The 22816-nt window shown below is 74.1% G+C and carries 18 protein-coding genes and 2 riboswitches; of the genes, 12 read left to right on the top strand and 6 right to left on the bottom strand.

Annotation, left to right across the window (positions count from 1 at the left end; genetic code table 11):
• Window positions 1-330: 330 nt before the first annotated feature.
• Window positions 331-618: a hypothetical protein gene (locus UWG_RS0109060; RefSeq protein ID WP_016906886.1), complete on the top strand. Its 288-nt coding sequence runs from the start codon at window positions 331-333 to the stop codon at window positions 616-618.
• A gap of 55 nt (window positions 619-673) precedes the next feature.
• Here UWG_RS0109060 and cobN read toward each other — a convergent pair whose 3' ends face one another.
• The gene (gene cobN / locus UWG_RS0109055; protein ID WP_016906885.1) at window positions 674-4315 is read right to left on the bottom strand and encodes a cobaltochelatase subunit CobN; all 3642 of its coding nucleotides are present in this window, start codon (window positions 4313-4315) and stop codon (window positions 674-676) included.
• Window positions 4316-4367: 52 nt separating this feature from the next.
• Window positions 4368-4440, bottom strand: a riboswitch (cobalamin riboswitch).
• Window positions 4441-4578: 138 nt separating this feature from the next.
• Here cobN and UWG_RS0109050 point away from each other — a divergent pair.
• From UWG_RS0109050 to UWG_RS0109040, 3 genes are read left to right on the top strand one after another with little or no spacing between them, the layout of a single operon-like run.
• Window positions 4579-5820 (top strand): precorrin-3B synthase, encoded by a 1242-nt coding sequence (locus tag UWG_RS0109050; protein WP_420235620.1) that lies wholly within the window; start codon window positions 4579-4581, stop codon window positions 5818-5820.
• A 52-nt stretch (window positions 5821-5872) separates the two neighbouring features.
• Complete coding sequence (locus UWG_RS0109045; RefSeq protein ID WP_016906883.1) at window positions 5873-6499, top strand: precorrin-8X methylmutase; 627 nt, start codon at window positions 5873-5875, stop codon at window positions 6497-6499.
• Window positions 6496-8022 carry a precorrin-2 C(20)-methyltransferase gene (locus UWG_RS0109040; RefSeq protein WP_016906882.1) on the top strand — a complete coding sequence of 509 codons (1527 nt, stop codon included), beginning with the start codon at window positions 6496-6498 and terminating at the stop codon, window positions 8020-8022. The genes UWG_RS0109045 and UWG_RS0109040 overlap by 4 nt, the downstream gene beginning before the upstream one ends.
• Before the next feature lie 6 nt (window positions 8023-8028).
• Here the strand turns inward: UWG_RS0109040 and UWG_RS0109035 are convergent, their stop codons facing one another.
• Entirely contained in the window at window positions 8029-8793 is a 765-nt protein-coding gene (locus UWG_RS0109035; RefSeq protein WP_016906881.1) for a cobalt-precorrin-6A reductase, read from the bottom strand.
• Window positions 8794-8804: 11 nt separating this feature from the next.
• On the opposite strand from UWG_RS0109035, the gene UWG_RS0109030 reads away from it, so the two are divergent.
• Window positions 8805-9950 (top strand): cobalt-precorrin-5B (C(1))-methyltransferase, encoded by a 1146-nt coding sequence (locus UWG_RS0109030; RefSeq protein WP_016906880.1) that lies wholly within the window; start codon window positions 8805-8807, stop codon window positions 9948-9950.
• Window positions 9951-10595: 645 nt separating this feature from the next.
• Here UWG_RS0109030 and cobM read toward each other — a convergent pair.
• Together cobM and cbiE are read right to left on the bottom strand one after the other, a co-directional pair.
• Window positions 10596-11366, bottom strand: a complete 771-nt coding sequence (gene cobM / locus UWG_RS0109025) for a precorrin-4 C(11)-methyltransferase (protein ID WP_016906879.1) — start codon at window positions 11364-11366, stop codon at window positions 10596-10598.
• A 126-nt stretch (window positions 11367-11492) separates the two neighbouring features.
• On the bottom strand, window positions 11493-12803 hold the full coding sequence (gene cbiE / locus UWG_RS0109020; protein WP_016906878.1) for a precorrin-6y C5,15-methyltransferase (decarboxylating) subunit CbiE: 1311 nt from the start codon (window positions 12801-12803) through the stop codon (window positions 11493-11495).
• A 304-nt stretch (window positions 12804-13107) separates the two neighbouring features.
• A riboswitch (cobalamin riboswitch) is annotated at window positions 13108-13289 on the top strand.
• 45 nt (window positions 13290-13334) lie between these two features.
• Here cbiE and UWG_RS0109015 point away from each other — a divergent pair.
• The 6 genes from UWG_RS0109015 (at window position 13335) to UWG_RS0108990 (ending at window position 19988) form a co-directional block, all read left to right on the top strand.
• Window positions 13335-14393, top strand: coding sequence for an ABC transporter substrate-binding protein (locus UWG_RS0109015; protein ID WP_474773088.1), 1059 nt, complete (start codon window positions 13335-13337; stop codon window positions 14391-14393).
• Window positions 14390-15568 carry a FecCD family ABC transporter permease gene (locus tag UWG_RS0109010; RefSeq protein WP_016906876.1) on the top strand — a complete coding sequence of 393 codons (1179 nt, stop codon included), beginning with the start codon at window positions 14390-14392 and terminating at the stop codon, window positions 15566-15568. Before UWG_RS0109015 ends, UWG_RS0109010 begins: the two co-directional genes overlap by 4 nt.
• Complete coding sequence (locus UWG_RS0109005) at window positions 15565-16380, top strand: ABC transporter ATP-binding protein (protein WP_016906875.1); 816 nt, start codon at window positions 15565-15567, stop codon at window positions 16378-16380. Before UWG_RS0109010 ends, UWG_RS0109005 begins: the two co-directional genes overlap by 4 nt.
• 291 nt (window positions 16381-16671) lie before the next feature.
• Complete coding sequence (locus UWG_RS0109000) at window positions 16672-16947, top strand: hypothetical protein (RefSeq protein WP_016906874.1); 276 nt, start codon at window positions 16672-16674, stop codon at window positions 16945-16947.
• On the top strand, window positions 16934-17575 hold the full coding sequence (locus UWG_RS0108995; protein WP_016906873.1) for a DUF6879 family protein: 642 nt from the start codon (window positions 16934-16936) through the stop codon (window positions 17573-17575). Before UWG_RS0109000 ends, UWG_RS0108995 begins: the two co-directional genes overlap by 14 nt.
• Window positions 17556-19988, top strand: a complete 2433-nt coding sequence (locus tag UWG_RS0108990; protein ID WP_016906872.1) for an ATP-binding protein — start codon at window positions 17556-17558, stop codon at window positions 19986-19988. Before UWG_RS0108995 ends, UWG_RS0108990 begins: the two co-directional genes overlap by 20 nt.
• Window positions 19989-19998: 10 nt before the next feature.
• Here the strand turns inward: UWG_RS0108990 and UWG_RS0108985 are convergent, their stop codons facing one another.
• On the bottom strand, window positions 19999-20919 hold the full coding sequence (locus UWG_RS0108985) for a formyltransferase family protein (RefSeq protein WP_016906871.1): 921 nt from the start codon (window positions 20917-20919) through the stop codon (window positions 19999-20001).
• 107 nt (window positions 20920-21026) lie between these two features.
• Window positions 21027-21773 (bottom strand): MBL fold metallo-hydrolase, encoded by a 747-nt coding sequence (locus UWG_RS0108980; protein WP_016906870.1) that lies wholly within the window; start codon window positions 21771-21773, stop codon window positions 21027-21029.
• 413 nt (window positions 21774-22186) lie between these two features.
• On the opposite strand from UWG_RS0108980, the gene UWG_RS0108975 reads away from it, so the two are divergent.
• Window positions 22187-22801 (top strand): hypothetical protein, encoded by a 615-nt coding sequence (locus UWG_RS0108975; RefSeq protein ID WP_016906869.1) that lies wholly within the window; start codon window positions 22187-22189, stop codon window positions 22799-22801.
• The last annotated feature ends 15 nt before the right edge of the window (window positions 22802-22816 follow it).

The raw sequence follows: 22816 nt of genomic DNA, 5'->3' as shown, positions 1-22816 counted from the left end.
GCCCGGTCGCCGGTGCACGAGCGACCGTCGTCAGCCGTAGCGGCCGGCCGCCGTTACCGGAACGCCCCTGAACCAGCCGTGTCCCGATCGTCGCGCACTCGCCCGCGCCAGGCGGACCAGCCGCCCCAGCAGAATCGAACACCTCTCCCGGAACCGTGGATGACCAGCTGCTTCACGCCTCCGGTTGTCAGTGCGCGCGGGTACCATGGAGGGAGTGGACGACGGCGCGACTCCCCGCTTGGACAAGGGAGTTGGCGCCGAGGCGGGCGGTCGCCCGCCGCCCAGGACACCGCGCGCTCCGCGCCGCGGACGCTGAAGAGAGGGCCCCAGATGACCGCTGCCCCCACTCTCCCCCAGCCGCCCCTCCCGTTCCCCGACCTGCCCGCGCCGACCCGCCGGCGGCTGCCCGCCGGCCGCCCCCGCCAGTGGTACGTCGACCACAACCGCGCGCTGAAGGCGATGCGGATCGCCATAGCCCTGCTCGACAGCGGCGTCTACACACCGCGGCAGGCGCCCGACCGCGTCGTGCGCGCCACCGCGGCCCGCATCGGCGTGCACCCGCCGTCGTCGACGACCTGCCGGATGGTGCGCGGCCTGCTGCCGTCCGCCCGCAACTGACCGCGCACGGCGGGCCGTCGGGCTGCGGGGCGCGCCCCGCAGCCCGGGCCCGGGCTCAGTCGTCGCCCTCCAGTTCGCCCTCCGTCTCCAGGAAGATCCGCCGGAGTTCGTCGAGGATCTCGGGGTCGGGCTCGGCCCACATGCCGCGGGACTCCGCCTCCAGCAGCCGTTCCGTGATGCCGTGGAGGGCCCAGGGGTTCGCCTCCTGGAGGAAGGCGCGGTTCTGCTCGTCGAGGACGTAGGTGCGGGCGAGCTTGTCGTACATCCAGTCGGCCACGACGCCGGTGGTGGCGTCGTACCCGAAGAGGTAGTCGACGGTGGCGGCGAGCTCGAAGGCGCCCTTGTAGCCGTGCCGCCGCATCGCCTCCAGCCAGCGGGGGTTGACGACGCGGGCGCGGAAGACGCGGGAGGTCTCCTCCACCAGGTTGCGGGTGCGGACGGCCTCCGGACGCGTCGAGTCGCCGATGTACGCCTCGGGCGCCGTGCCCTTGAGCGCGCGCACGGTGGCGACCATGCCGCCGTGGTACTGGAAGTAGTCGTCCGAGTCGGCGATGTCGTGCTCGCGGGTGTCGGTGTTCTTCGCCGCCACCGCGATCCGCTTGTACGCGGCCTCCATCTCGGTGCGGGCCGACTTGCCTTCGAGCCCGCGGCCGTAGGCGTAGCCGCCCCAGACGGTGTAGACCTCGGCGAGGTCGGCGTCGGTGCGCCAGTCGCGGCTGTCGATGAGCTGGAGGAGCCCCGCGCCGTAGGTGCCGGGGCGGGAGCCGAAGATCCGCGTGGTGGCGCGGCGTTCGTCGCCGTGCTCGGCGAGGTCGGCCTGCGCGTGGGCGCGGACGTGGTTGTGCTCGGGCGGCTCGTCGAGCCCCGCGACGAGGCGTACGGCGTCGTCGAGGAGGCCCACCGTGTGCGGGAAGGCGTCGCGGAAGAAGCCGCTGATCCGCAGCGTGACGTCGATCCGCGGGCGCCCCAACTCCTCGTGCGGGACGGGCTCCAGTCCGGTGACCCGCCGCGAGGCGTCGTCCCACACGGGACGCACGCCGAGCAGGGCCAGCGCCTCGGCGACGTCGTCGCCCGCGGTGCGCATCGCGCTGGTGCCCCACAGGGAGAGGCCGACGGAGACGGGCCAGTCGCCGTTGTCCCTGCGGTACCGCTCGGCGAGGGACTCGGCGAGCGCCTGCCCCGTCTCCCAGGCGAGGCGGCTGGGGACCGCCTTCGGGTCGACGGAGTAGAAGTTCCGGCCCGTCGGCAGGGTGTTGACGAGGCCGCGCAGCGGAGAGCCGGAGGGGCCTGCGGGGACGAAGCCGCCGGCCAACGCGTGGACGGCGTGGTCGAGTTCGTCGGTGGTCCGCGCGAGCCTCGGGACCACCTCGCGGGCGCCGAAGGCGAGCACCGCGCGCAGGTCCTCCTCGCTGAAGGAGGCGTCCTCGGGGAGCTTCGCCACCGCGCCGGCCGCGGCCTCCGGTGTCCACCCGGCGCCCTCCATCGCCTCGACGAGGGTGCGCGCCAGCTCCTCCGCGCGGTCGGCGCCCGTGCGGTCGGCGGCGGACTCGTCGAGGCCGAGCGCCTCGCGCAGGCCCGGCAACGCCTTCTCGCCGCCCCAGAGTTGACGCGCCCGAAGGATGGCGAGGACGAGGTTGACGCGGGCCTCGCCCTCGGGTGCGGCGCCGAGGACGTGCAGGCCGTCGCGGATCTGGGCGTCCTTGATCTCGCAGAGCCAGCCGTCGACGTGGAGGAGGAAGTCGTCGAAGCCGTCGTCGTCGGGGCGCTCCTCCATGCCGAGGTCGTGGTCGAGCTTGGCCGCCTGGATGAGCGTCCAGATCTGCGCGCGGATCGCGGGGAGCTTCGCCGGGTCCATCGCGGCGATCGTGGCGTGCTCGTCGAGGAGTTGCTCGAGGCGTGCGATGTCGCCGTAGGAGTCGGCGCGGGCCATCGGCGGGACGAGATGGTCGACGAGGGTGGCGTGGACGCGCCGCTTCGCCTGGGTGCCCTCGCCCGGGTCGTTGACGAGGAAGGGGTAGACGAGCGGCAGGTCGCCGAGGGCGGCGTCGGGTGCGCAGGCGGCGGAGAGGCCGGCGTTCTTCCCCGGGAGCCACTCCAGGTTGCCGTGCTTGCCGAGGTGGACCATGGCGTCGGCGCCGAAGCCGCCGTCCTCGCGGGAGGCCGCGATCCAGCGGTAGGCGGCGAGGTAGTGGTGCGAGGGCGGCAGGTCGGGGTCGTGGTAGAGGGCGATCGGGTTCTCGCCGAAGCCGCGCGGCGGCTGGATGAGGACGAGCAGGTTCCCGTGGCGCAGGGCCGCGAGGACGATGTCCCCTCCGTCTCCTTCGCCCTGTGCGTCGCGGCTGTGGTCGACGAACATCTCGCCGGGCGGCGGGCCCCAGTGTTCTTCGACCGACTCCCGCAGCTCGGCGGGGAGTTCGGCGTACCAGCGGCGGTAGTCGGCCGCGGGGATGCGGACGGGGTTGCGCGCGAGCTGCTCCTCGGTGAGCCACTCCTGGTCGTGGCCGCCGGCGTCGATCAGGGCGCGGATCAGCTCGTCCCCTTCGCCCGACTCGACGCCGGGGACCGGTTCCTCGCCGAAGTCGTACCCCTCTGCGAGGAGCCGCCGCAGCAGGTGCACGGCGCTCGCCGGGGTGTCGAGGCCGACGGCGTTGCCGATCCGCGAGTGCTTCGTCGGGTAGGCCGAGAGGACGAGGGCGAGGCGCTTGTCGGCGTTGGGGACGTGCCGCAGCCTCGCGTGGCGCACGGCGGTTCCGGCGACGCGGGCGGCGCGCTCCGGGTCGGCCGCGTAGACGGGGAGGCCGTCCTCGTCGAGCTCCTTGAAGGAGAACGGGACGGTGATGAGGCGGCCGTCGAACTCCGGTACGGCGACCTGGCTCGCGGCGTCGAGCGGCGAGACGCCCTCGTCGTTGCGCTCCCACTCGGCACGGGTGCTGGTGAGGCAGAGCGCCTGGAGGATCGGCACGTCGAGTCGGGCGAGGGCGCCGGCGTCCCAGGCTTCGTCGTCGCCGCCGGCGGACGCCTCGGCGGGGCGGCTGCCGCCGGCTGCGAGGACGGTCGTGACGAGCACGTCGGCCGTGGTGAGCCGTTCCAGTAGCGCGGGTTCGGGCGCGCGCAGGGAGGCGACGTGGAGCGGCATCGGCCGCCCGCCCGCCGCCTCGATCGCCGTGCAGAGCGTCTCGACGAAGGCGGTGTTGCCGCTCATGTGGTGCGCGCGGTAGTAGAGGACGGCGACCGTCGGCGCGTCCGCCGGGAGGTCGGTGCGCGGGGTGCGCTCCAGCGGGCCCCAAGTCGGCGCGGGCGCCGGCGGTTCGAAGCCGTGGCCGGTGAGGAGCACCGTGTCGGAGAGGAACCGCCCGAGCTGCTCCAGGTTGTGCGGCCCGCCGTGCGCGAGGTAGGCGTGCGCCTCGGCGGCGACGCCGATCGGCACCGTCGACGCCTCCATCAGCTGGGCGTCCGGGGCCTGTTCACCGGTGAGGACGACGACGGGGCGGTGCTGCGCGAGGAGCGCGTCCACGCCCTCCTGCCAGGCGCGCAGGCCCCCGAGGAGGCGGACGACGACGAGGTCGGTGCCGTCGAGGAGTTCGGGCAGCTCCGAGACGTCGAGCCGCGACGGGTTGGCGTAGCGGTAGGTGCAGGGACCCCCGGCCGCACGGGCGCTGAGCAGGTCGGTGTCGGAGGTCGACAGCAGCAGGAGCATGCGCGGTATGGCCTTCCTCGGGGTCCTCGCCCCGGGCAGTGGAGGACGGCGGGAGTTCCTGACTCGCCCGGCGCTGGGCCGGGTTCACAGTGGCGGGACCGTGCCGGATTCACACCGGCTTCCTCCGCTGTTGCCGTCGCTGGCTGACGGTGCGCCTCCGGGCGCACCGCGGCTCATCCTACGTGCTGCCGCGCAGGTCGGGGAGGGGCGGTGCACCGGCTGGCCCGGGGATGCCCGCGGGAGGCGTGGGTATGCTCGCCGCCATGCCGCACCCCCCGACCGCTACCGAGGGCCCGCCGGGCGACGCCCGCGCAGGGCACGGCGACGCCTGCCCCGGGGCGCTCCGTACGCACCGGGCCGACGACGGCGAACTCGCCCGAGTGCGCCTCCCCGCAGGGGTGTTGACCGCCGCGCAGGCCGAGACGCTCGGCGAGGCGGCCGAGCGGTTCGGCGACGGTGTGCTCCATCTCACCTCGCGCGGCAACGTGCAGCTCAGGGGCCTCCCTCCGGACGGGGGGCGGCTCCTCGCCGGACCGCTCTCGGACGTCGGGCTGCTGCCCTCGGCGGAGCACGAACGGGTGCGGAACATCGCCGCCTCCCCGCTCAGCGGCCTCGACGGACGCGGCGGCGCCGACGTGCTGCCGTGGACGGCGGAGCTCGACGCGCTGCTCTGCAACAGCCGTGCGGCGAGGGAGCTTTCGGGCCGCTTCCTCTTCGCCTTCGACGACGGGCGCGGGGACGTGCTCGCGCTCGAGCCCGATGTGGCGTTGGTCGCACTCGGCGACGGCACCGCGGCGCTCTCCACCGGTGCGCGCCGCACGCTGCTCGTCCCGTCGGGCGAGGCCGCGGGCGCCGCACTCTCCGCCGCGCTCCGCTTCCTCGAACTCGCCGCCGCGCAGGGCCCGGTGGCCGGCCGGGAGCGCGCCTGGCGCGTCGCCGAGCTGCCGGACGGACCCGAGCGGCTCCTGGAAGGGTTGCGGGAGCAAGGTCTGGGCAGGGTCTCCCCCGCGGCCCCGCCGCAACCCGTACCGGGCGGCCCGGCACCGGGGGCGCACCCCGGCGCCCTCGCCGTGGCGCTCCCGCTGGGCCAACTCGGCGTCGGGCAGTGGCGGTTGCTCCTGCGCACGGCGCGCGAGGCGGGTTCTGGCGAGCTGCGGCTCACGCCGTGGCGCGGTGTCGTGCTCCCCGGCGTGCAGCGCGGCTCCGCGGGCCCGCTCGCCGACGCCGGACTGGTGACGGCGCCCGACTCGGCCTGGCCGCTGGTGAGCGCCTGCACCGGGCTGCCCGGCTGCGCCAAGGCGCACCGGGACGTACGCGGCGACGCGGCCGCCGCCGTCGAAGGCACCGCGCAGGGCGCCGCGGCGCGCGCGGCCGAGCGCGCCGCCGACCACGCGGGGCTGCCCGTCCACTGGTCAGGCTGCTCCCGGCGGTGCGGCAGGCCGCGCGGCAGGCGCGTGGACGTCCTCGCGGAGCCCGACGGCTACCGCGTCGCGGTGCGCGAGTGACCGCACCCGACCCAATCCGCAAGCAAATCCCGACGAGTTGAGTGAGAGCGCAGTGTACGAGTACGAGAAGGACGGTGCGGAGATCTACCGCCGGTCCTTTGCCACCATCCGCGCGGAGGCGGACCTGGACGCCCTCCCCGAGGACGTCTCCCGGGTCGCCGTCCGCATGATCCACGCCTGCGGCATGGTCGACCTCGTCCGCGACCTCGCCTATTCGCCGGACGCCGTCGCGAAGGCACGCGCCGCGCTCCTCGGCGGCGCTCCCCTGCTGTGCGACACCGCGATGGTCGCGAGCGGCGTCACCCGGCGCCGGCTGCCGGCCGACAACGAGGTCCTCTGCACCCTTGCGGAGCCGGAAGTCCCGCGCCTCGCCGAGGAGTCGGGCACGACGCGCACCGCAGCGGCGCTGGAGCTGTGGCGGTCGCGGATGGAGGGCGCCGTGCTCGTCTTCGGTAACGCGCCCACGGCGCTCTTCCGGTTGCTGGAGATGGTCGACGAGGGAGCGCCGCGCCCCGCGTGCGTCATCGGCGCACCCGTCGGCTTCATCGGCGCCGCCGAGTCGAAGGACGCGCTCGCCCAACACCCGTCGGGCCTTGCGCACTTGGTCGTACGGGGCCGCAGGGGTGGCAGCGCGATCGCGGCCGCCGCCGTCAACGCGATAGCGAGCGAGGACGAATGAGCAATCAGCGCAGCCGGCCGCACGGGCGCCTCTACGGCGTCGGACTGGGCCCGGGCGACCCGTCGTTGATGACGGTCCGGGCCGTCCAGGTGGTCGCGGAGGCGGACGTCGTCGCCTACCACAGCGCGCCGCACGGGCGCTCGATCGCTCGCTCCATCGTCGCGGGGCACCTGCGTCCCGAGCACCTCGAGGAACCGCTCGTCTACCCGGTCACCACCGGCACCACCGAGCACCCCGGCGGGTACCGGGGCGCCATGGAGGAGTTCTACGCCGAGTCCGCCGCTCGGCTCGCCGCCCACCTCGACGCCGGCCGCACCGTCGCCGTCGTCTCCGAGGGCGATCCGCTCTTCTACGGCTCGTACATGCACATGCACAAGCGCCTCGCCGACCGCTACCCGACGGAGGTGATCCCCGGGGTGACGTCGATGAGCGCCGCCGCCGCGCGGCTCGGGACACCGCTCGCCGAGGGCGAGGAGGTGCTGACCGTCCTGCCCGGCACGCTCGGCGAGGAAGAGCTGGCCGCACGCCTCGCCGGCACCGACCCGGCCGTGGTGATGAAGCTCGGCCGGACCTTCCCGACGGTCCGCGCCGCGGCCGAACGGGCGGGCAGGCTCGGCGAGGTGCGGTACGCGGAGCGGGCCACGATGCCCGGCGAGCGGACGGGCCGGCTCGACGAGGTCGACCCGGAGTCCGTGCCGTACTTCGCCGTCGGCGTGGTACCGAGCCGCCGCACGGGGCCTCCGGCGCGGGTGGCGGAGGGCGAGGTCGTCGTCGTGGGCACGGGGCCCGCGGGGCCGCGGTGGCTCACGCCCGAGTCGCGGGGTGAACTCGCCGCCGGGCAGGACCTCGTGGGATACGCGACGTACCTGGCGCGCGTTCCCGAACGGCCCGGGCAGGTGCGGCACGCCTCCGACAACCGCGTCGAGGCGGAGCGCGCGCAGCTCGCCCTCGACCTGGCGCGCCGCGGGCGCCGCGTCGCCGTCGTCTCCGGCGGCGACCCCGGCGTCTTCGCAATGGCGACGGCGGTGCTGGAGGCCGCGAGCGAGGAGCCGTACCGCGGGGTGAAGGTGCGCGTGGTGCCGGGGGTGACGGCCGCCAACGCGGCGGCAGCGGCGGCCGGCGCTCCGCTCGGCCACGACTACGCCGTCCTCTCGCTCTCCGACCGGCTCAAGCCCTGGGAGGTCATCGCGGAGCGCCTCTCCGCAGCGGCGGCGGCCGACTTCGCGCTCGCCCTCTACAACCCCGGCTCCCGCAGCCGCACTTGGCAGGTCGCCAAGGCGAGGGAGCTGCTCCTCGAACACCGGGCCCCCGACACACCCGTGGTCCTCGCACGGGACGTCGGCGGACCCGACGAGGACGTGCGCACGGTGCCGCTCGCGCGTCTCGACCCGGAGGAGGTCGACATGCGCACCCTGCTGCTCGTCGGCTCCTCGCAGACACGGCGCGACGAGCGCCCGGACGCGGAAGGCCGGGGCTGGACGGTGTGGACGCCGCGCCGCTACCCGGACGCCGCCGGCGGGTGAAGCGCGTCAACGCGGCAGGGAACGCAGCCAGTCGAGCGCCGCGGCACCGTCGGCGACGGCGTGCACGCCCTCGGGCGCGCGCGGCCGACGCACCACCACAACGGGTATGCGCGCCTCGCGCGCCGCGGCGAGCTTCGGCGCGGTGGCGGCCCCGCCACTGTCCTTGGTGACGAGCACGTCGATACGGTGCTCGGCGAGGAGCCTGCGCTCGTCCTCCAGGGCGAACGGGCCGCGCTCCAGTACGGTGCGGAGGCGCCGCGGGGCCGGCGACTCGGGCGGGTCGACCGAGCGCAGCAGGAACCAGAGTCGGTCGAGGGCCGCGAACGCGGCGAGGCCCATCCGCCCCGTGGTGAGGAAGACCCGCCGGCCCAGCTCGGGCAGGACGGCCGCCGCCTCGTCGAGGGAGCCGACCGGGTGCCAGTCGTCGCCCTCTCCCGGGGCCCAGCCGGGGCGGCGCAGCGCCAGCAGGGGAACATGGGCGCCGGCGGCGGCGAGCGCCGCGTGGGAACTGATCGTCTCAGCGAAGGGATGGGTGGCATCGATGAGCGCGTCGACACGGTGGCGGCGCAGCCAGTCCGTCATGCCGGCGACGCCGCCGAAGCCGCCCGTGCGCACCTCGCCCGGCGGCAGCCGGGGGGCCGCGACGCGGCCGGCGAGCGAGCTCGTCACCCGCAACCCGGGCTCCTCCGCGAGGAGTCCGGCGAGGGCGCGGGCCTCCGTCGTGCCTCCGAGGAGGAGCACGTGCCGGGGCGCGGGGGTGGCGCTGTCCATCGGAGCCTTCCGTGGGTGACGTAACGGACGAGGGCGCGGCCGGCGGCCGCGGCGCCCAACTCAAGCACACGGGGCTGAGGCCCGGCTGGACGACCGGCGCCTGCGCCACGGCCGCGGCGACCGCCGCCTACACCGCGCTCCTCGGCGGCGACTTCCCCGACCCCGTGCGCATCACCCTCCCCAAGGGCCACTCCCCCTCCTTCGCCCTGGCGGTCGAGGAGTCGGCGCCGGGTTCGGCGACGGCAGGCGTGGTCAAGGACGCGGGCGACGACCCCGACGTCACGCACGGCGCCCTCGTACGCGCCACCGTCCGTGCGGGCGACCCCGGTTCGGGCATCGTCTTCAGGGCGGGGCCCGGCGTCGGCACCGTCACGCGACCGGGGCTGCCGCTCGACGTGGGGGAACCCGCGGTCAACCCCGTGCCGCGCCGGCTCGTCGGCGAGCATCTCGCGGCCGTCTCCGCCGAGTTCGGACGCGGTCCGGAGCCGGACGCGGAGGTGACGCTCTCCGTCGACCGCGGCGAGGAGATCGCACGGTCGACGTGGAACCCGCGGCTCGGCATCCTCGGTGGACTCTCCATCCTCGGCACCACGGGCGTCGTCGTTCCGTACTCCTGCTCGGCGTGGATCGACTCGATCCGGCGGGGCATCGACGTCGCGAGGGCGGCCGGGCGTACGCACGTGGCGGGGTGCACGGGGGCGACGTCGGAGCGGACGGTCGTCGCCGAGTACGGGCTCCCCGAGGACGCGCTGCTCGACATGGGCGACTTCGCCGGCGCCGTGCTCAAGTACCTCAGGCGGCACCCCGTTCCGCGCCTCACCGTCTGCGGCGGCTTCGCCAAGCTCTCCAAGCTCGCGGCCGGGCACCTGGACCTGCACTCCGGACGCTCGCAGGTCGACAAGGGCTTCCTCGCCGAACTCGCGCGCGGTGCGGGCGCGTCGGAGACGCTCGCCACCGCCGTCGCCGGTGCCAACACGGGGCTGGGAGCGCTCCAGCTCTGCGCGGAGGCCGGGATTCCGCTGGGCGACCTCGTCGCCTGCGCGGCGCGGGAGACGGCGCTGGGCGTGCTGCGGGAGGCGCCCGTCGGGGTGGACGTGGTCTGCGTGGACCGGGCCGGTGGCGTCGTGGGGCGGGCGGAGGCGCGGAGGGTTCGGTAGGGCCGGTGCGCGGCGTGGGGGAGCGCCGTCGACGTCTGTGTGGGCTTCCCGAAGTGGGCCGCCGGTGGTCCGGGGCGTGCTCGGCGACGAGGGTTGCGGGCGGAGTCGGGCTGCGCGGGGATGTCGCAGGGCTCGTCGTCCGGCTTGCGTCGGCTCCGGACCGGATTACGGGGTCGGACTGCGCGCTGCCTCCCGTCGGCCTTCTTGAGGGCTTGCGGTTGCGTCTTCGCGTCGGGCTCGGTGCGGGCGTCGGTCGGGTCGCGGACCGCGCGCCGGTGCTTCGTTCCGTGCTGGGGCTTCCGCCGGCTGGAGCGGGACCGTGGACGGGCGGTCGCGCTGCGGGGCTCGGAGGCTGGAGGGTCTGACCTGGGTGAACGCCGGGGCGGAGCATGCCGGTTGGGAGTTATCCACAGGGGTCGCGCAGGGCGATGACGTTGCGTACCTTCTCGGGTACGCGCAGCGAGCGGGCTGGGCGGGGCGCCGACGGGCGTTCGGAGCTTCACGGGGGTCGGGATGGGTACAGGGGTTTTCGTCCGGCGCGGGCTGCGCGCCGGACCCGGTGCGGGTCGGGCGGTGCTCGTGGGCGGCCCGGCCGTGCCCGGCGGGCGGGCGGGGTGGTGGGCTCGGTCCGGGCGGCTGCGCGCTTCAGGCGGGGCGCGCGGTGGTGCCGTCGGCGGTGCGCTCCCGCTCGGTGGAGTAGAGGAAGCTGTCGGAGAAGTGCTCGGCAGCGAGCGCCCTGCCCACCATGATCACAGCGGTGCGCACCACCCCCGCCTGCCGCACCTGTTCCGCGAGGGTCGCCAACGGGCCGCGGAGCACCACCTCGTCGGGCCGGCTCGCCATCGCGACGACGGCCGCGGGGCAGTCGGGCCCGTAGTGCGGCAGGAGTTCGGCGACGACGCGATCCGCGTGCCGGGCAGCGAGGTGCACCACCAGCAGGGCCCCGGTCCTGCCGAGGTTCGCGAGCTCCTCGCCCTCCGGCATGGCGGTGGCCCGCTGCGCCACCCTCGTCAGCACGACCGTCTGGCCCACCGTCGGCACGGTCAACTCCCGGTTGAGCGCGGCGGCAGCCGCCGCGAAGGCCGGCACGCCCGGGACCATCTCGTAGGGCACCCCCTCGGCGTCGAGCCGGCGCATCTGCTCGGCGACGGCACTGTAGACGGAGGGATCGCCCGAGTGCAGCCGCGCGGCGTCGCGGCCCTCCCGGTGCGCGCGGACGAGCTCGGCGGTGATCCGGTCGAGGTCGAGGCGGGCCGTGTCGACGAGCCTCGCGCCTGGCGGGCACTCGTCGAGCAGCTCGGGGGGCACGAGGCTTCCGGCGTAGAGGCAGACGTCGCAGGAGGCGAGCGTCCGCGCGCCGCGCACGGTGATCAGGTCGGCGGCGCCGGGTCCCGCTCCGATGAAGTAGACGGTCATGGTGGTCTCGCTCCGCTCTGGTGGGGTTCCGCTTTCGGGCGCGGGCACGGCGGCCCCTGCTCGTACGACGACCGGGCGCCCGGCCCCGATCGTCTTGCCGCACCGCTCGGTCGCAGGGCCGGCCGGTCAGGCCTTCCGCACGCTCCACTGCACGACGGGCATGGCCTGCCGCCAGCCGGTGAAGCCGCCCACGGGCACCGCCTGCGCCACGGCGAGCTTGGTGAGTTCGCCGCCGTACCGCCCCCGCGCGTCGGCGAGCAGCGCCTCCGACTCCAGCGTCACCGTGTTGGCGACGAGCCTGCCTCCCCGCGGCAGCGCCTGCCAGCAGGCGTCGAGCATCCCGGGGGCCGTGAGCCCGCCGCCGATGAAGACGGCGTCGGGCGGAGGCAGTTCGCCGAGGACCCGCGGCGCAGCCCCGGGGACGACGCGAAGCCCCGGCACCCCCAGCGCGGCGGCGTTGCGTCCTATGCGCGCCGCACGCACCGCGTCCCGCTCCACCGCGACGGCGCGGCAGCTCGGATGTGCGCGCATCCACTCGATGCCGATCGAGCCCGCACCTCCCCCGATGTCCCAGAGGAGTTGGCCCGGTTCTGGCGCGAGGGCGGCGAGCGTGACGGCGCGCACATGCCGCTTGGTGAGCTGCCCGTCGTGCTCGTACGCCTCGTCGGGAAGCCCGGGCACGGTGCCGAGAGCCACTCCGTCCGCATCCCTCAGGCACTCCAGCGCAACAACGTTGAGCGCGTCCCCCGGCCGAGCGGACCACGTCGCCGCGGTGCCCTCCGTACTCCGTTCACGTCCGCTGCCGAGCTGCTCCCACACCTGCATCCGGGTCGCTCCGAACCCGCGCTCGCACAGCAGACGCGCGACGGCCGCCGGGGTCCCCGCTCCCGAGCTGAGCACCAGCACCCGCCGCCCGTCGTGGAGTACGGCGGCTATCCGCTCCAACGGCCGCCCGACAACACTGACGACCTCCGTCTGCTCGACGGGCCACCCGAGACGGGCACAGGCGTAGGAGAGCGAGGAAGGGTGCGGCAGCACACGCAGCCGCTCGGGACCCACCGCCTCCGCGAGGGTGCGGCCGATCCCGTGGAACATCGGGTCGCCGCTGGCGAGCACCGCGAGGCCCCGATCGCCGTACTCGGCAAGGATCTTGGGGACGGCGGGCCGCAGCGGAGAGGGCCAGGGGACACGCTCACCGGCACACTCGTCGGGAAGCAGACCGAGCTGCCGCACTCCCCCCACAAGCACGCCGGCCGCCCTCAACGCGTCCCGCGAGGCGGCAGCGAGCCCCTGCCAACCGTCGGCGCCGATGCCCACGACATCGACCGTCCGGCCGCCCGGGTCCCTGCTCGGAGGTGCGGTGCCGACTGCTGCGGGCGCGGGGTGCGCCGTCTCCGCTCCGACGGTCTTCTGGGGGTTGCTCGGTGCAGGACTCACGTGCGGTTCCTGGTTCTCCTGCCGTCTCGTCGCGTCGCGCCGTCGGCGTCCGCTTCTTCAACTCCGGTGCGCGCCGCGGCCGTTCGAGCCCGGGAAGCACCGGCGCCGACCTGTTCGCTCGCGCCGCCGCTTGCGGCGGGCGAGGGGAAGCGCCTCCCGGTCCGGGGACTCTACTTCCCCGCTCTCGGCTCCCCACGCACGGCCGAGCGGTGTGTGCCGCATCGCACATCGCGGAAAGCGCGGCGGCGCGGCTTCTGTCGTCGCAGCTCACAGAGGTCTCACCGGCGCGGTCCTGCAACCCCTGTGGTACGTTGCGGGCGCCAGTCACCCCGTTGGAACGGGCCAGGGAATCCGGTGCGAATCCGGAACTGACGCGCAGCGGTAAGGGATAGGGCGAGCACAAGACCACTGGGGTCGCATCCCCGGGAAGGCGCTCCGCCCGTTCGAGTCCCGAGTCCGAAGACCTGCTGGCACCTCCGCCCCGCTCGGGACGGAGCGAACCGACCGGCTCCGCGAACGAGCCCGGAGAGGATGGGGTCTGCTGTGGCGCCGTATCGCCTCGCCCGCCGAAGCCGCCTGCGTGCTTCCGCTCTTGTCGCCGTGCTCGCCTTCGGCGTCGCGAGTTGCTCGGGTGCCTCCTCGACGGAGCAGAGCGACGGCAAGGCACCGGGGTATCCGCGTTCCCTGAAGAACTGCGGCGAGCGCGTCACCGTCGAGAAGCCCCCGCAGCGCGCCGTCTCCCTGAACCAGGGCACCACCGAGATCCTCCTCGCGCTCGGCCTCGGCGACCGCATGGTCGGCACCGCGACCTGGACCGATCCCGTGATGAAGGGCCTGGAGAAGGAGAACCGGAAGGTCGAGCGGCTCGCGGACGACAACCCGTCCTTCGAGCGCGTCCTCGACAAGGAACCCGACCTCGCCGTCGCCTCCTTCGAGTCGACCCTCGGCAAGGGCGGCGTCGCCACCCGCAAGGACTTCCACGACCTCGGTGTACCCACCTACCTCTCCCCCACCGACTGCACGAAGAACAACGAGGGCGACGGCGACGGCGCCCGGGAGAAGCCGCTCGCCCTCTCCGACATCTACGGCGAAGTCACCGACCTTGCGAGGATGTTCGGAAGGGAGAAGCGCGGCGAGAAGGTCGTCGGCGACCTCGAGCAGCGCGTGAAGAAGGCGACCGACGGCGTCTCGGCCGCGGACACCACCCTCCTCTACTGGTTCGCCAACGCCGAGTCCCCCTACCTCGGCGGCTGCTGCGGCGCCCCCGGCATCATCACGGAAGCCGTCGGCGCGAAGAACGTCTTCGACACGACGCACGCCGAGTGGCCGCAGGTCGGCTGGGAGCGCGTCGCCGACAAGGACCCGGACGTCATCGTCCTCGGCGACCTGACGCGCAAGAGCCAGACCGCCGAGACGGCGAAGGCGAAGATCAAGAAGCTGGAGAGCGACCCGGTGACCCGGGAGCTCACCGCAGTGAAGAAGAAGCGCTACATCGTCCTCACGGGCGCGGCGATGAACCCGTCGATCCGCACGGTCGAAGGGATCGAGCAAGTCGCCGACGGTCTGCGGTCGTTCGGGCTCGCCGAGTGAACGGCACCGGCACGGCCGAGGAGGCCACGTCCGAGAGGCGCACGGGACGTGGGGGACGGCGTCCGCCGGCTCCCCCGGACGCGGCGGCGGACACACGGGCGGCGAGCCCCGCACCGCGGAAGTCCGGCCGCGTCACGGGCGCGAGCGGCACCGCGGTGCTGTGGGGCGGCGGGCTCGTCGTCCTCGCCCTCTCGATCGCGGTCGCGATCACCATCGGGCCCGCGAGGCTCGCGGTCACCGACGTCTGGCAGGTGATCGTCGCGCGGATCGGCGGCGGCGAGAGCGGCCTCACGGCGATCCGCGAGGGCATCGTCTGGGACCTGCGGCTGCCGCGCACCCTCCTCGCCGCGGTCTGCGGCGCCGGGCTCGGCGTCTGCGGCGCGGTCCTCCAGTCGCTGCTGCGGAACCCGCTCGCCGACCCGTTCGTGCTCGGCGTCTCCTCCGGCGCCTCCACCGGGGCGGTCCTCGTCGTCGTACTCGGCTTCGGCGGGGGCGCGTTGGGGCTCTCGGGCGGAGCCTTCCTCGGCTCCCTCGTCGCCTTCGGGCTGGTGCTCCTCCTCGCCCACTCGGCCGGCGGCACCACCGATCGCGTCCTGCTCTCCGGAGTCGCGGCGATGCAGCTCTTCTCCGCGCTCACTTCGTTCATCGTCTTCACCTCGGCCGACGCCGAGCAGACGCGCGGGGTGCTCTTCTGGCTCCTCGGGTCGCTCGCCAGCGTGGGGTGGTCCGAAGTGGCGGTCTGCACCGCGGTGTTGCTCGCCGTGCTCGCCGTCTGCCTCAGCCGCGCCGCCGCCCTCGACGCCTTCACCTTCGGCGCCGAGGCCGCGGCCGCGCTGGGCGTCCCCGTCCAGCGGGTGCGCCTGCTGCTGCTCGTCGCCACCTCGCTGCTGACGGCGGTGCTCGTCAGTTCGGCCGGGGCGATCGGTTTCGTCGGGCTCGTACTGCCGCACGCCGCACGCGCGCTCGTCGGCTCCGGCCATCGGAGACTCCTCCCGACGACGGCTCTCGTCGGCGCCGTCTTCCTCGTCTGGGTGGACACCGCGGCCCGCACCCTGATCGACCCGCAGGAGCTTCCCGTCGGGGTCGTCACCTCGCTCGTCGGGGTGCCCGCCTTCGTCCTGATCCTGCACCGCACGGGGCGCGGCAGGACCGAGCGGCGGGGGGCGAGCCGATGAGCCTCCGCGCAGAAGACGTCTCCTGGGAGGTCGGCGGCCGCCTTCTCGTGCAGGGCGTGAGCCTCAGCCCCGAGCCCGGCGAGACGATCGGGCTCCTCGGCCCGAACGGCTCGGGCAAGTCGAGCCTGCTCCGCCTCCTCGCGGGCATCCGTCCCGCCTCCTCGGGGGTCGTCACCCTCGACGGCGTCGAACTCGCCGCGCTGCGGCGGAAGTCGGTGGCCCGCCGGGTCGCCGTCGTGGAGCAGCACGCCGACACCTCGGTCGACCTCGACGTCCTCGACGTCATCAGGCTCGGCCGCATACCGCACCGCGGCGCCTGGTCGTCCCCGCGCCCCGAGGACGACGCAGCCGTACGCGCAGCCGTCGCACACACCCGGCTGGAACCGCATCTGCACCAGTCGTGGCACACCCTCTCCGGGGGTGAGCGCCAACGGGTGCAGATCGCCCGCGCGCTGGCGCAGCAGCCCACCGAGCTCCTCCTCGACGAGCCCACCAACCACCTCGACATCAAGCACCAGTTGGAGCTGCTCACTCTCATCGTCAACACGCCCGTCACTTCGGTCGTGGCCCTGCACGATCTCAACCTCGCAGCGATGTACTGCGACCGCCTGCTCGTCCTCCGCGAGGGCCTGGTCGCCGCCGCCGGCACCCCGTCCGAGGTCCTCACCGAGGAACTGGTGCGCGACGTCTACCGAGTTCGCGCCTCGGTCACGCCCGAGGGACCCGACGGACGCCCGGCGATCAGATTCCTGCGGGCCGAGGGCAGCGGCACCACGGATGCCGGCTGCACAAGAAAAGCGATATCCCGATGAGATATGCCGTCCCCGGAAAGCGACTCGGCGGGCGTTGCCCTTCCCTGCTCCGCCTCCTATAGTTGACAATCGCGGGCGCGGAGTCCAACCGCCGTCGCGGCGCATGCGGTTGCACTCCTCCCCCAGCCTTCCCCTCCGACTGAAAGCCTGCACAGGCGAAGACCGTGGAGCGCGTCCGAATGTCAGGCAGCGCCCCGTTCTCCGCACTTTCCTGCGCCGCACGGACAGCGCGCACGACGGACCCGGCGCAGCCGAAAACCGACGTCGTCGGCGCAAGGGGGTCGAACGCCTGTGAAACGCGCCTGGGAAGCGAACGCATCGGCCGAGTTCCACCGCCGCCTGGGACGATCACCGGCGGAACTGGGGATAACCGGCGGACGCGACGGATGCCCCGACATCTGGCAGTTGGACAACGGCGACATCGCCGTCATCGGCCGCGACATGACGCACGCGTACACACACCGGCTGCCGGCGGACGTCGTCCTCGCGGCGGACGAACGACTCGTCGTCCTGCCGGCCGCCACCCTCAGCTCCGCGAAACCGGACATTCCCGATGCTCGATCTTGACGACGCAGCAGGAACGGAACTCCCCCTCGACGAATACCGGGAGGATTTCCGTGCACGCCAATGGAATATCCCGCACGAGGACTCCTGGAAACTCGAATGCGGGCAGCACTTCACCGAGCCGGGCTTCCCGAGCTGGGACGCATTCGCACGGGGCGCGTGGGAGAAATCCCTGACCCTTCTCGAAGAAGAGCGCGATTTCCTCGCGGAGTTCGGCGCGAGGGCGCGGCGCGAGCACATCGGCCTCTACCGCGTCCGCGTCGTCGACGAGCCGCTCACCCCGTACCTCCAGTGGGAACTCCACCTGCTGAGGTTGCGCGCCGAGTACGGCGAGCGGATTCGCGTCCTTTCCACCGCGCGATCCGAGTCCGCACGCAGGCTCGCCCCGGAGGAGGCGAAAGGCCAGGAACTCCTGACCCTCGGAGCCCACACTCTCTACCGCATCCGCTACGACCCGTCGGGGAGACTCGCAGGTGCCGCACGGTTCTCCGACACGTCCCTCGTCGCGCAGGCCGCGGAGCGGATGAGCCGGCTCTACGACGAAGGCGAGGACGTGGCCCGGTACTTCCAGCGATCCGTGGCGCCTCTCCCCCCACCGACGGTCGGACCCGATGGCCGGCGAAGAGCGTGAGTCGCCGTCCCTCGCGGGGGATCGAGGCGAAGCCGAGCAGCCTCGGGGCGCCGTCTTCTCCGGTGCGGCGGCAGAGGTGGTACAGGCGCGCGACGTCAGCGGCGGGGTGCACTTCCACGCACGTCCGCAGCCGCCCGAGGCGCCGCGGCCGCGCCAACTCCCGGTGAGCACGGGGCCGTTCGTCAACCGGGGAAGCGAACTCCACCGTCTCGACGGATTGCTCCGCCCGAACGCAGGGACCGCACCGGTCTGCGTCCTGGCCGGCACCGCCGGCGTCGGCAAGACCTCGCTCGCGCTCCACTGGGCGCACCGGGCGAGCGGACACTTCCCCGACGGCCAGCTCTACGTCAACCTGCGCGGCTACGACCCCGGCGCGCCCGTGCAGCCGGCCCAGGCGCTCGCCGGGTTCCTCACCGCCCTCGACGTCCCCTCCCGCGCCGTGCCCGCGGACCCCGAGGCCGCTGCCGGGCTCTACCGGTCGCTGCTCGCGGACAGGCAGGTGCTCGTCGTCCTGGACAACGCCGCCTCGACGGCACAGATCCGCCCGCTGCTGCCCGGCACGCCGAGTTCCCTCGCCCTCGTGACGAGCCGCAGCCGGCTTTCGGGCCTCGCGGTGCGCGAAGGAGCCTTCCGGCTCACCCTCGACACGCTGAGGGAAGGCGAGGCCGTGGCGCTGCTGCGGACGGTGACGTCGGTACACCGGCGCACGGACCGGCCGGAGAGCCTCGCCGAACTCGCCAGGCTCTGCGCCAGGTTGCCGCTGGCGCTCCGCATAGCGGCGGAACGCGCGGCGGCCCGGCCGCATCTGGGTATCGAGCACTTGGTCAGGGATCTCAGGGACGAGTCCGCGCTCTGGGAGGTACTCACCATCGGCGAAGACGAGGAGGAAGAGGCCGTGCGCACCGTCTTCGCCTGTTCCTACCGGGCCCTGCCGCCCGAGGCCGCGCGTCTCTTCCGCCTGCTGGGGACGCACCCGGGGCCGGAGTTCGGCACGGCGGCGGCCGCCGCCGTCGGCGGCGTGGGGAGCTCCCGCGCCGAGCAGCTCCTGGACACCCTCGTCGGCTCCCACCTGCTCGAGCAGCGGGCCCCGGACCGCTACGAGTTCCACGACCTGCTGCGCGCGTACGCCGCCGACCGGGCCCGGCAGGACGAGCCACCACCGGAACGTGCGGCAGCCCTGCACAGGACGCTCTCCTGGTACCTGCACACGGCCGACGCGGCCCAGGCCGTGCTCAACCCGCACGAGCCGCGCGTCGCTCTCCCCGCGCCCGTGCCCGGCACCGCGCCGGCCTCCTTCGCCGGCCACACGGCGGCGCACGAGTGGTACCAACGCGAGCGCGCCAACCTGCTCGCCGCCGTCCGGGCCGCGGTGGCGTCCGGCGACGACCGCACCGCGTGGCAACTTCCCCTCGTGCTGCGCAGCATCCACATGTTGCACAACCCGTTCGAGGAATGGCTCACCCTGAGCGGCCTCGGGTTGGAGGCCGCCCGCCGCGAGGGCGACCGCAAGGCGGAGGCCGAGCTGCTGGAGAGCCTCGGCATGGCGCACACCCAGGCGCACCGCCTGGAAGAGGCGGCCGAGCACCACACGGCCGCCCTGCGGCTGCGGCGCACGCTCGGTGAACGCAGCAACGTGGCGCTCTCCCTCAACGACCTGGGGCTGACCCGGTTGCGCTCCCGCTCCCTGCGCGAGGCGGCGGACTGGTTCGCGGAAGCCGAAGCGCTCTTCGAGGAACTGGGGGACGCGGGCTGGGCGGCGACGGTCCGTGGCAACCTCGCCGAAGTCCGCTACGAACAGGGGGAGTTGCACCGGGCGGAGCCCGCACTCGTCCGGACGCTGGAGGAGCACAGGCGCCGGAGTGCCCGCGGGGGCGAGGGGAATACGCTGCGGCTGCTCAGCGCGGTGTTCAGGGAGAGCGGGCGGGAGGTCGAGGCGCTCGGCGCCGCGCGGGAGGCCGTCGGCATCTCGCGGCGCTCGCAGAACCGTATGTGGGAGGCGTACTGGCTGCTCGACCAGGCCGCGGCCGAGCGCGCGCTCGGCGACACCGAGAGCGCGCTCGCTTCGCTCCACCGGTCGACCGCGCTCCACCGCGACCTCGGCGACCGGGCACGCGAGGCCCGCGCCCGGCACGCCACGGGGTCGCTGCTGCGGTCCCTGGGCCGCCCGACGGAGGCCGCGGACCTCCACCGCCAGGCCGCCGACGTCCACCGTGCGAACGGCGACCGCTGGCAACTCGCCCTGGCTCTCGCCGGGTTGGCCGCGGCCCTGCGCGCGGGGCCGAGCGCCGCGGACAGCGGCGGGCAGCCGCCGGACGAGGCGGAGGCCCATTTCGCAGAAGCGTCCCGGCTCTTGGCGACGTTCGACGACGCGCGGGCGGCGAGGGAGTCGGCGCGTATCGAAGAGTGGCGGTGACGACGCCCGCTCACGGCGCGGGTTCGTACTCGGTGATCCACAACGGCCCGTCCCCGCACTCCACACGCAGCGCCCGTCCGTCGCCGCGCTGCGGCTCCAGCGAGGTGCCGAGGAGACGGAGCCGGCGGCCCGACACCTCTCCCAACGGACCTCGCGCACCGGGCACGCCCAGGCGGAAGGTGCGTACCTGATGATGGACCTGGTGCGCCGGACGGTTCCAGTCGACGCGGTGGAAGGAGTCCTCCATCCAGCCCGCGTAGGTGGCGTCCTTCTCGGGCTGCGGTTCACCGGGCGCCCCCGCCGCCGCGAGCGGGAGTGCCTCGGCGAGCAACTCGGCGCCGAGCGTGTCGAGTTCGCCGAGGAGTCCGTCGGGGTCGAATCGGTCGGGGAGGGGAACGCCGCCGCGCTGTACGAGGACGGGGCCCGTGTCGAAGGTTTCGTCCATCCAGTGCACCGTGACGCCCGTCTCTCGGTCCCCGTTGCGGATCGCCCAGTGGACGGGGATCGGTCCGCGGTAACGGGGCAGCAGCGAGGTGTGGATGTTGAGGGTGCCGAGCGTCGGTACCGCGAGCAGCGCCGGCGGGAGGCGCCAGGGGAAGCCGTTGCAGACGACGAGGTCGGGGCGGTAGCCGGCGAGCGGCGCGGCGAGGTTGCCGGCCCTGCCGGGGAGGAGCAGATCGACGCCGGGCGGGATCGCGGCGGTGAGGTCGGCGGCCGTCTCGGGGGCGCCCTCGCGGACGGGCGCCGCGGGACGCAGCGAGCGGGCGTAGACGTGTGCCAGGGGGCGGTGGCCGGCCGCCGTGCACACCGCGTGGGCGCGCGCGAAGCCCTCGGCGGAGTGCGAGAGAAGCACGATCCGCAGCGGAGCGCCGGCGTGCGCGTCCTGCGCTGTCGGCGCCGCGTCGGCGTGCCGAGGTCCCGTCTCCCTCATGTCCCGAGGTTCTACGAGCGCCGGGGCGCCGACAAGCCCCGTACTCCCTGAGTGCGCAAATTCGCCTCGCACGGGCGGGAGTTGACGCCTTCGGTTGACGGTACGGCTCACCCGGCGCGTACGCGCATCCCCGGCACCGCGACGTCGACCGGTCCGCGGTAGCTCTCGCGCGCCAGGCGCACCGCCTCGCGCGCGTCCGTGCCCGGCCAGAGATGGGTGAGGAGGAGGCGGCCGACACCCGAGCGGCGAGCGAGACCGCCTGCGTGACACGCGGTCAGGAGTTCCCCGGCGTCCTCGGGCGGTACCTCGCGCAGGTGGGTCGCCTCGCAGAGGAGGAGGTCCACCCCGCGGGCGAGGGCGGTCAGTTGCTCGCTGGGCCCGGTGTCGCCGGTGAAGGCACAGCTCTCCCCGCCGGGGGCTTCGAGGCGGACGCCGGCGTTCGGGAGGGAGTGGGGGAGGTCGAAGGTGGAGGCGAGGAGCGGGCCCGGGCGGAGGGTGTCGCCCGGCGCGAACTCCCGCAGGTCCAGCGCCGGTTCGAGGAGCCCGGGGCGGTCGAGGCCGAGTACGGCGTCAAGGGCTCCGACGGGCGCGTGGACCGGCAGCGGGGGCGCGGGCGGGTCGGTGAGCGCCCGGGCACGCAGCAGCGGGTTGAGGTCCGCGCAGTGGTCGGGGTGACCGTGGGTGACGTACACGGCGTCGACTGCGTGCGGGTGCGTGTGGCGCAGGAGTTCCGGAAGCACCCCGTAGCCGGGGTCGAGCAGCAGACGGAACCCGCCGTGCTCGACGAGGTAGCCGCTGCATCCCTGTCCGGCCACCGGCCACGCACCGGAACCGCCGAGCACCGTCAACTCCACCCGACACGACCTCCCTTGGGACGCGGCAACGCCGGCGCGCGTCAGCGTACGCCGGGGCGACGGACGCCGAAGGGACGCCCCGGGAAGACAGCAGTACCGTCCGCGTGCGAGCCGATGAGCCGCCCTGCGCTTCCGTCCCCGGCAGCCCGCCGACGACGCGGCCGACTGCGCCCTCCGGCACAGCTGCCGTCTCGGACTCGTCGACGCCTCATGTGCATCGTCCCCGGCCGAGCCGCAACCGATCCGGCCCGGTTGGCCGTCCACGGAGACGAAGCACCGTCACCGAGGCGCCACCGACCGATCGAGGTGATCGGTTGTCGTCTGCCTCGTCCTCGTGTTCGTTCCGGTGCCTCGACCGGCACGAGTCGGGCGGCGTCAAGGCAGGTCGGCGCCGTATGGAAGGGTAAGTGGGGATGACAAAGAACAGCACGAAGAGCACTGCCGGCTGGATAGCCGGTGTCGCCGCGACGGCGGCACTCCTGGGCGTCACAGGGTGCTCGAGCGAACCCGAACCCGCGGACGGGAAGCCGGCGCCGAGCAGCCCGACCGCCGAGCAGGACTCCGACAAGGGCAAGGACGACGGTTCGGCATCCCAGCCCTCCGAGGTCCGTCAGTCCACGCCCCAGGAGGCGGTCGCCACGTGGGTCACCGCGGTGATCAACGGCAAGCCGCAGGAGGCGTGCCTGGTGATGGCGGAGCCGGACTCCGGGAAGGTCGGCAGCCCGTCGACGTGCAGCAGCGACTCGCCCGACGTGAAGAAGCTGAAGTCGGGTGTCATGAAGTTCCAGGAGGCCCTTTCGCCCAAGCCGGCCTCGAAGGAACCGAAGGTGGAGGTCGACAAGGTCCCGGCCTCCGGCGGCGAGGCTGAGGTCCCCGCCGACAAGGTCACCGTCAACGGCAAGCCCCTGAACGAGACCATCGCGGCCAACTCCACCGGGATCAAGGCCGACCAGATCGACGCCAAGACGAAGGTCTCCGAGATCAAGGGCGACTGGTACGTCACCGACTTCGACTTCAGCATCGGCTGACCGAACCGCGCACGG

The sequence above is a fragment of the Streptomyces xiaopingdaonensis genome (assembly GCF_000262345.1).
GTDB lineage: Bacteria > Actinomycetota > Actinomycetes > Streptomycetales > Streptomycetaceae > Streptomyces > Streptomyces xiaopingdaonensis.
The sequence above is the reverse complement of the archived record's forward strand: the minus strand, read 5'-3'. Positions and strand labels throughout refer to the sequence as shown.

Bases quoted from the DNA above. Each gene is read 5' to 3' on its own strand.
- UWG_RS0109060 (WP_016906886.1), top strand. From the start codon at position 331: ATGACCGCTGCCCCCACTCTCCCCCAGCCGCCCCTCCCGTTCCCCGAC.
- cobN (WP_016906885.1), bottom strand. From the start codon at position 4,315: ATGCTCCTGCTGCTGTCGACCTCCGACACCGACCTGCTCAGCGCCCGT.
- UWG_RS0109050 (WP_420235620.1), top strand. From the start codon at position 4,579: ATGCCGCACCCCCCGACCGCTACCGAGGGCCCGCCGGGCGACGCCCGC.
- UWG_RS0109040 (WP_016906882.1), top strand. From the start codon at position 6,496: ATGAGCAATCAGCGCAGCCGGCCGCACGGGCGCCTCTACGGCGTCGGA.
- UWG_RS0109035 (WP_016906881.1), bottom strand. From the start codon at position 8,793: ATGGACAGCGCCACCCCCGCGCCCCGGCACGTGCTCCTCCTCGGAGGC.
- cobM (WP_016906879.1), bottom strand. From the start codon at position 11,366: ATGACCGTCTACTTCATCGGAGCGGGACCCGGCGCCGCCGACCTGATC.
- UWG_RS0109015 (WP_474773088.1), top strand. From the start codon at position 13,335: ATGGGGTCTGCTGTGGCGCCGTATCGCCTCGCCCGCCGAAGCCGCCTG.
- UWG_RS0109005 (WP_016906875.1), top strand. From the start codon at position 15,565: ATGAGCCTCCGCGCAGAAGACGTCTCCTGGGAGGTCGGCGGCCGCCTT.
- UWG_RS0108995 (WP_016906873.1), top strand. From the start codon at position 16,934: ATGCTCGATCTTGACGACGCAGCAGGAACGGAACTCCCCCTCGACGAA.
- UWG_RS0108990 (WP_016906872.1), top strand. From the start codon at position 17,556: ATGGCCGGCGAAGAGCGTGAGTCGCCGTCCCTCGCGGGGGATCGAGGC.
- UWG_RS0108985 (WP_016906871.1), bottom strand. From the start codon at position 20,919: ATGAGGGAGACGGGACCTCGGCACGCCGACGCGGCGCCGACAGCGCAG.
- UWG_RS0108975 (WP_016906869.1), top strand. From the start codon at position 22,187: ATGACAAAGAACAGCACGAAGAGCACTGCCGGCTGGATAGCCGGTGTC.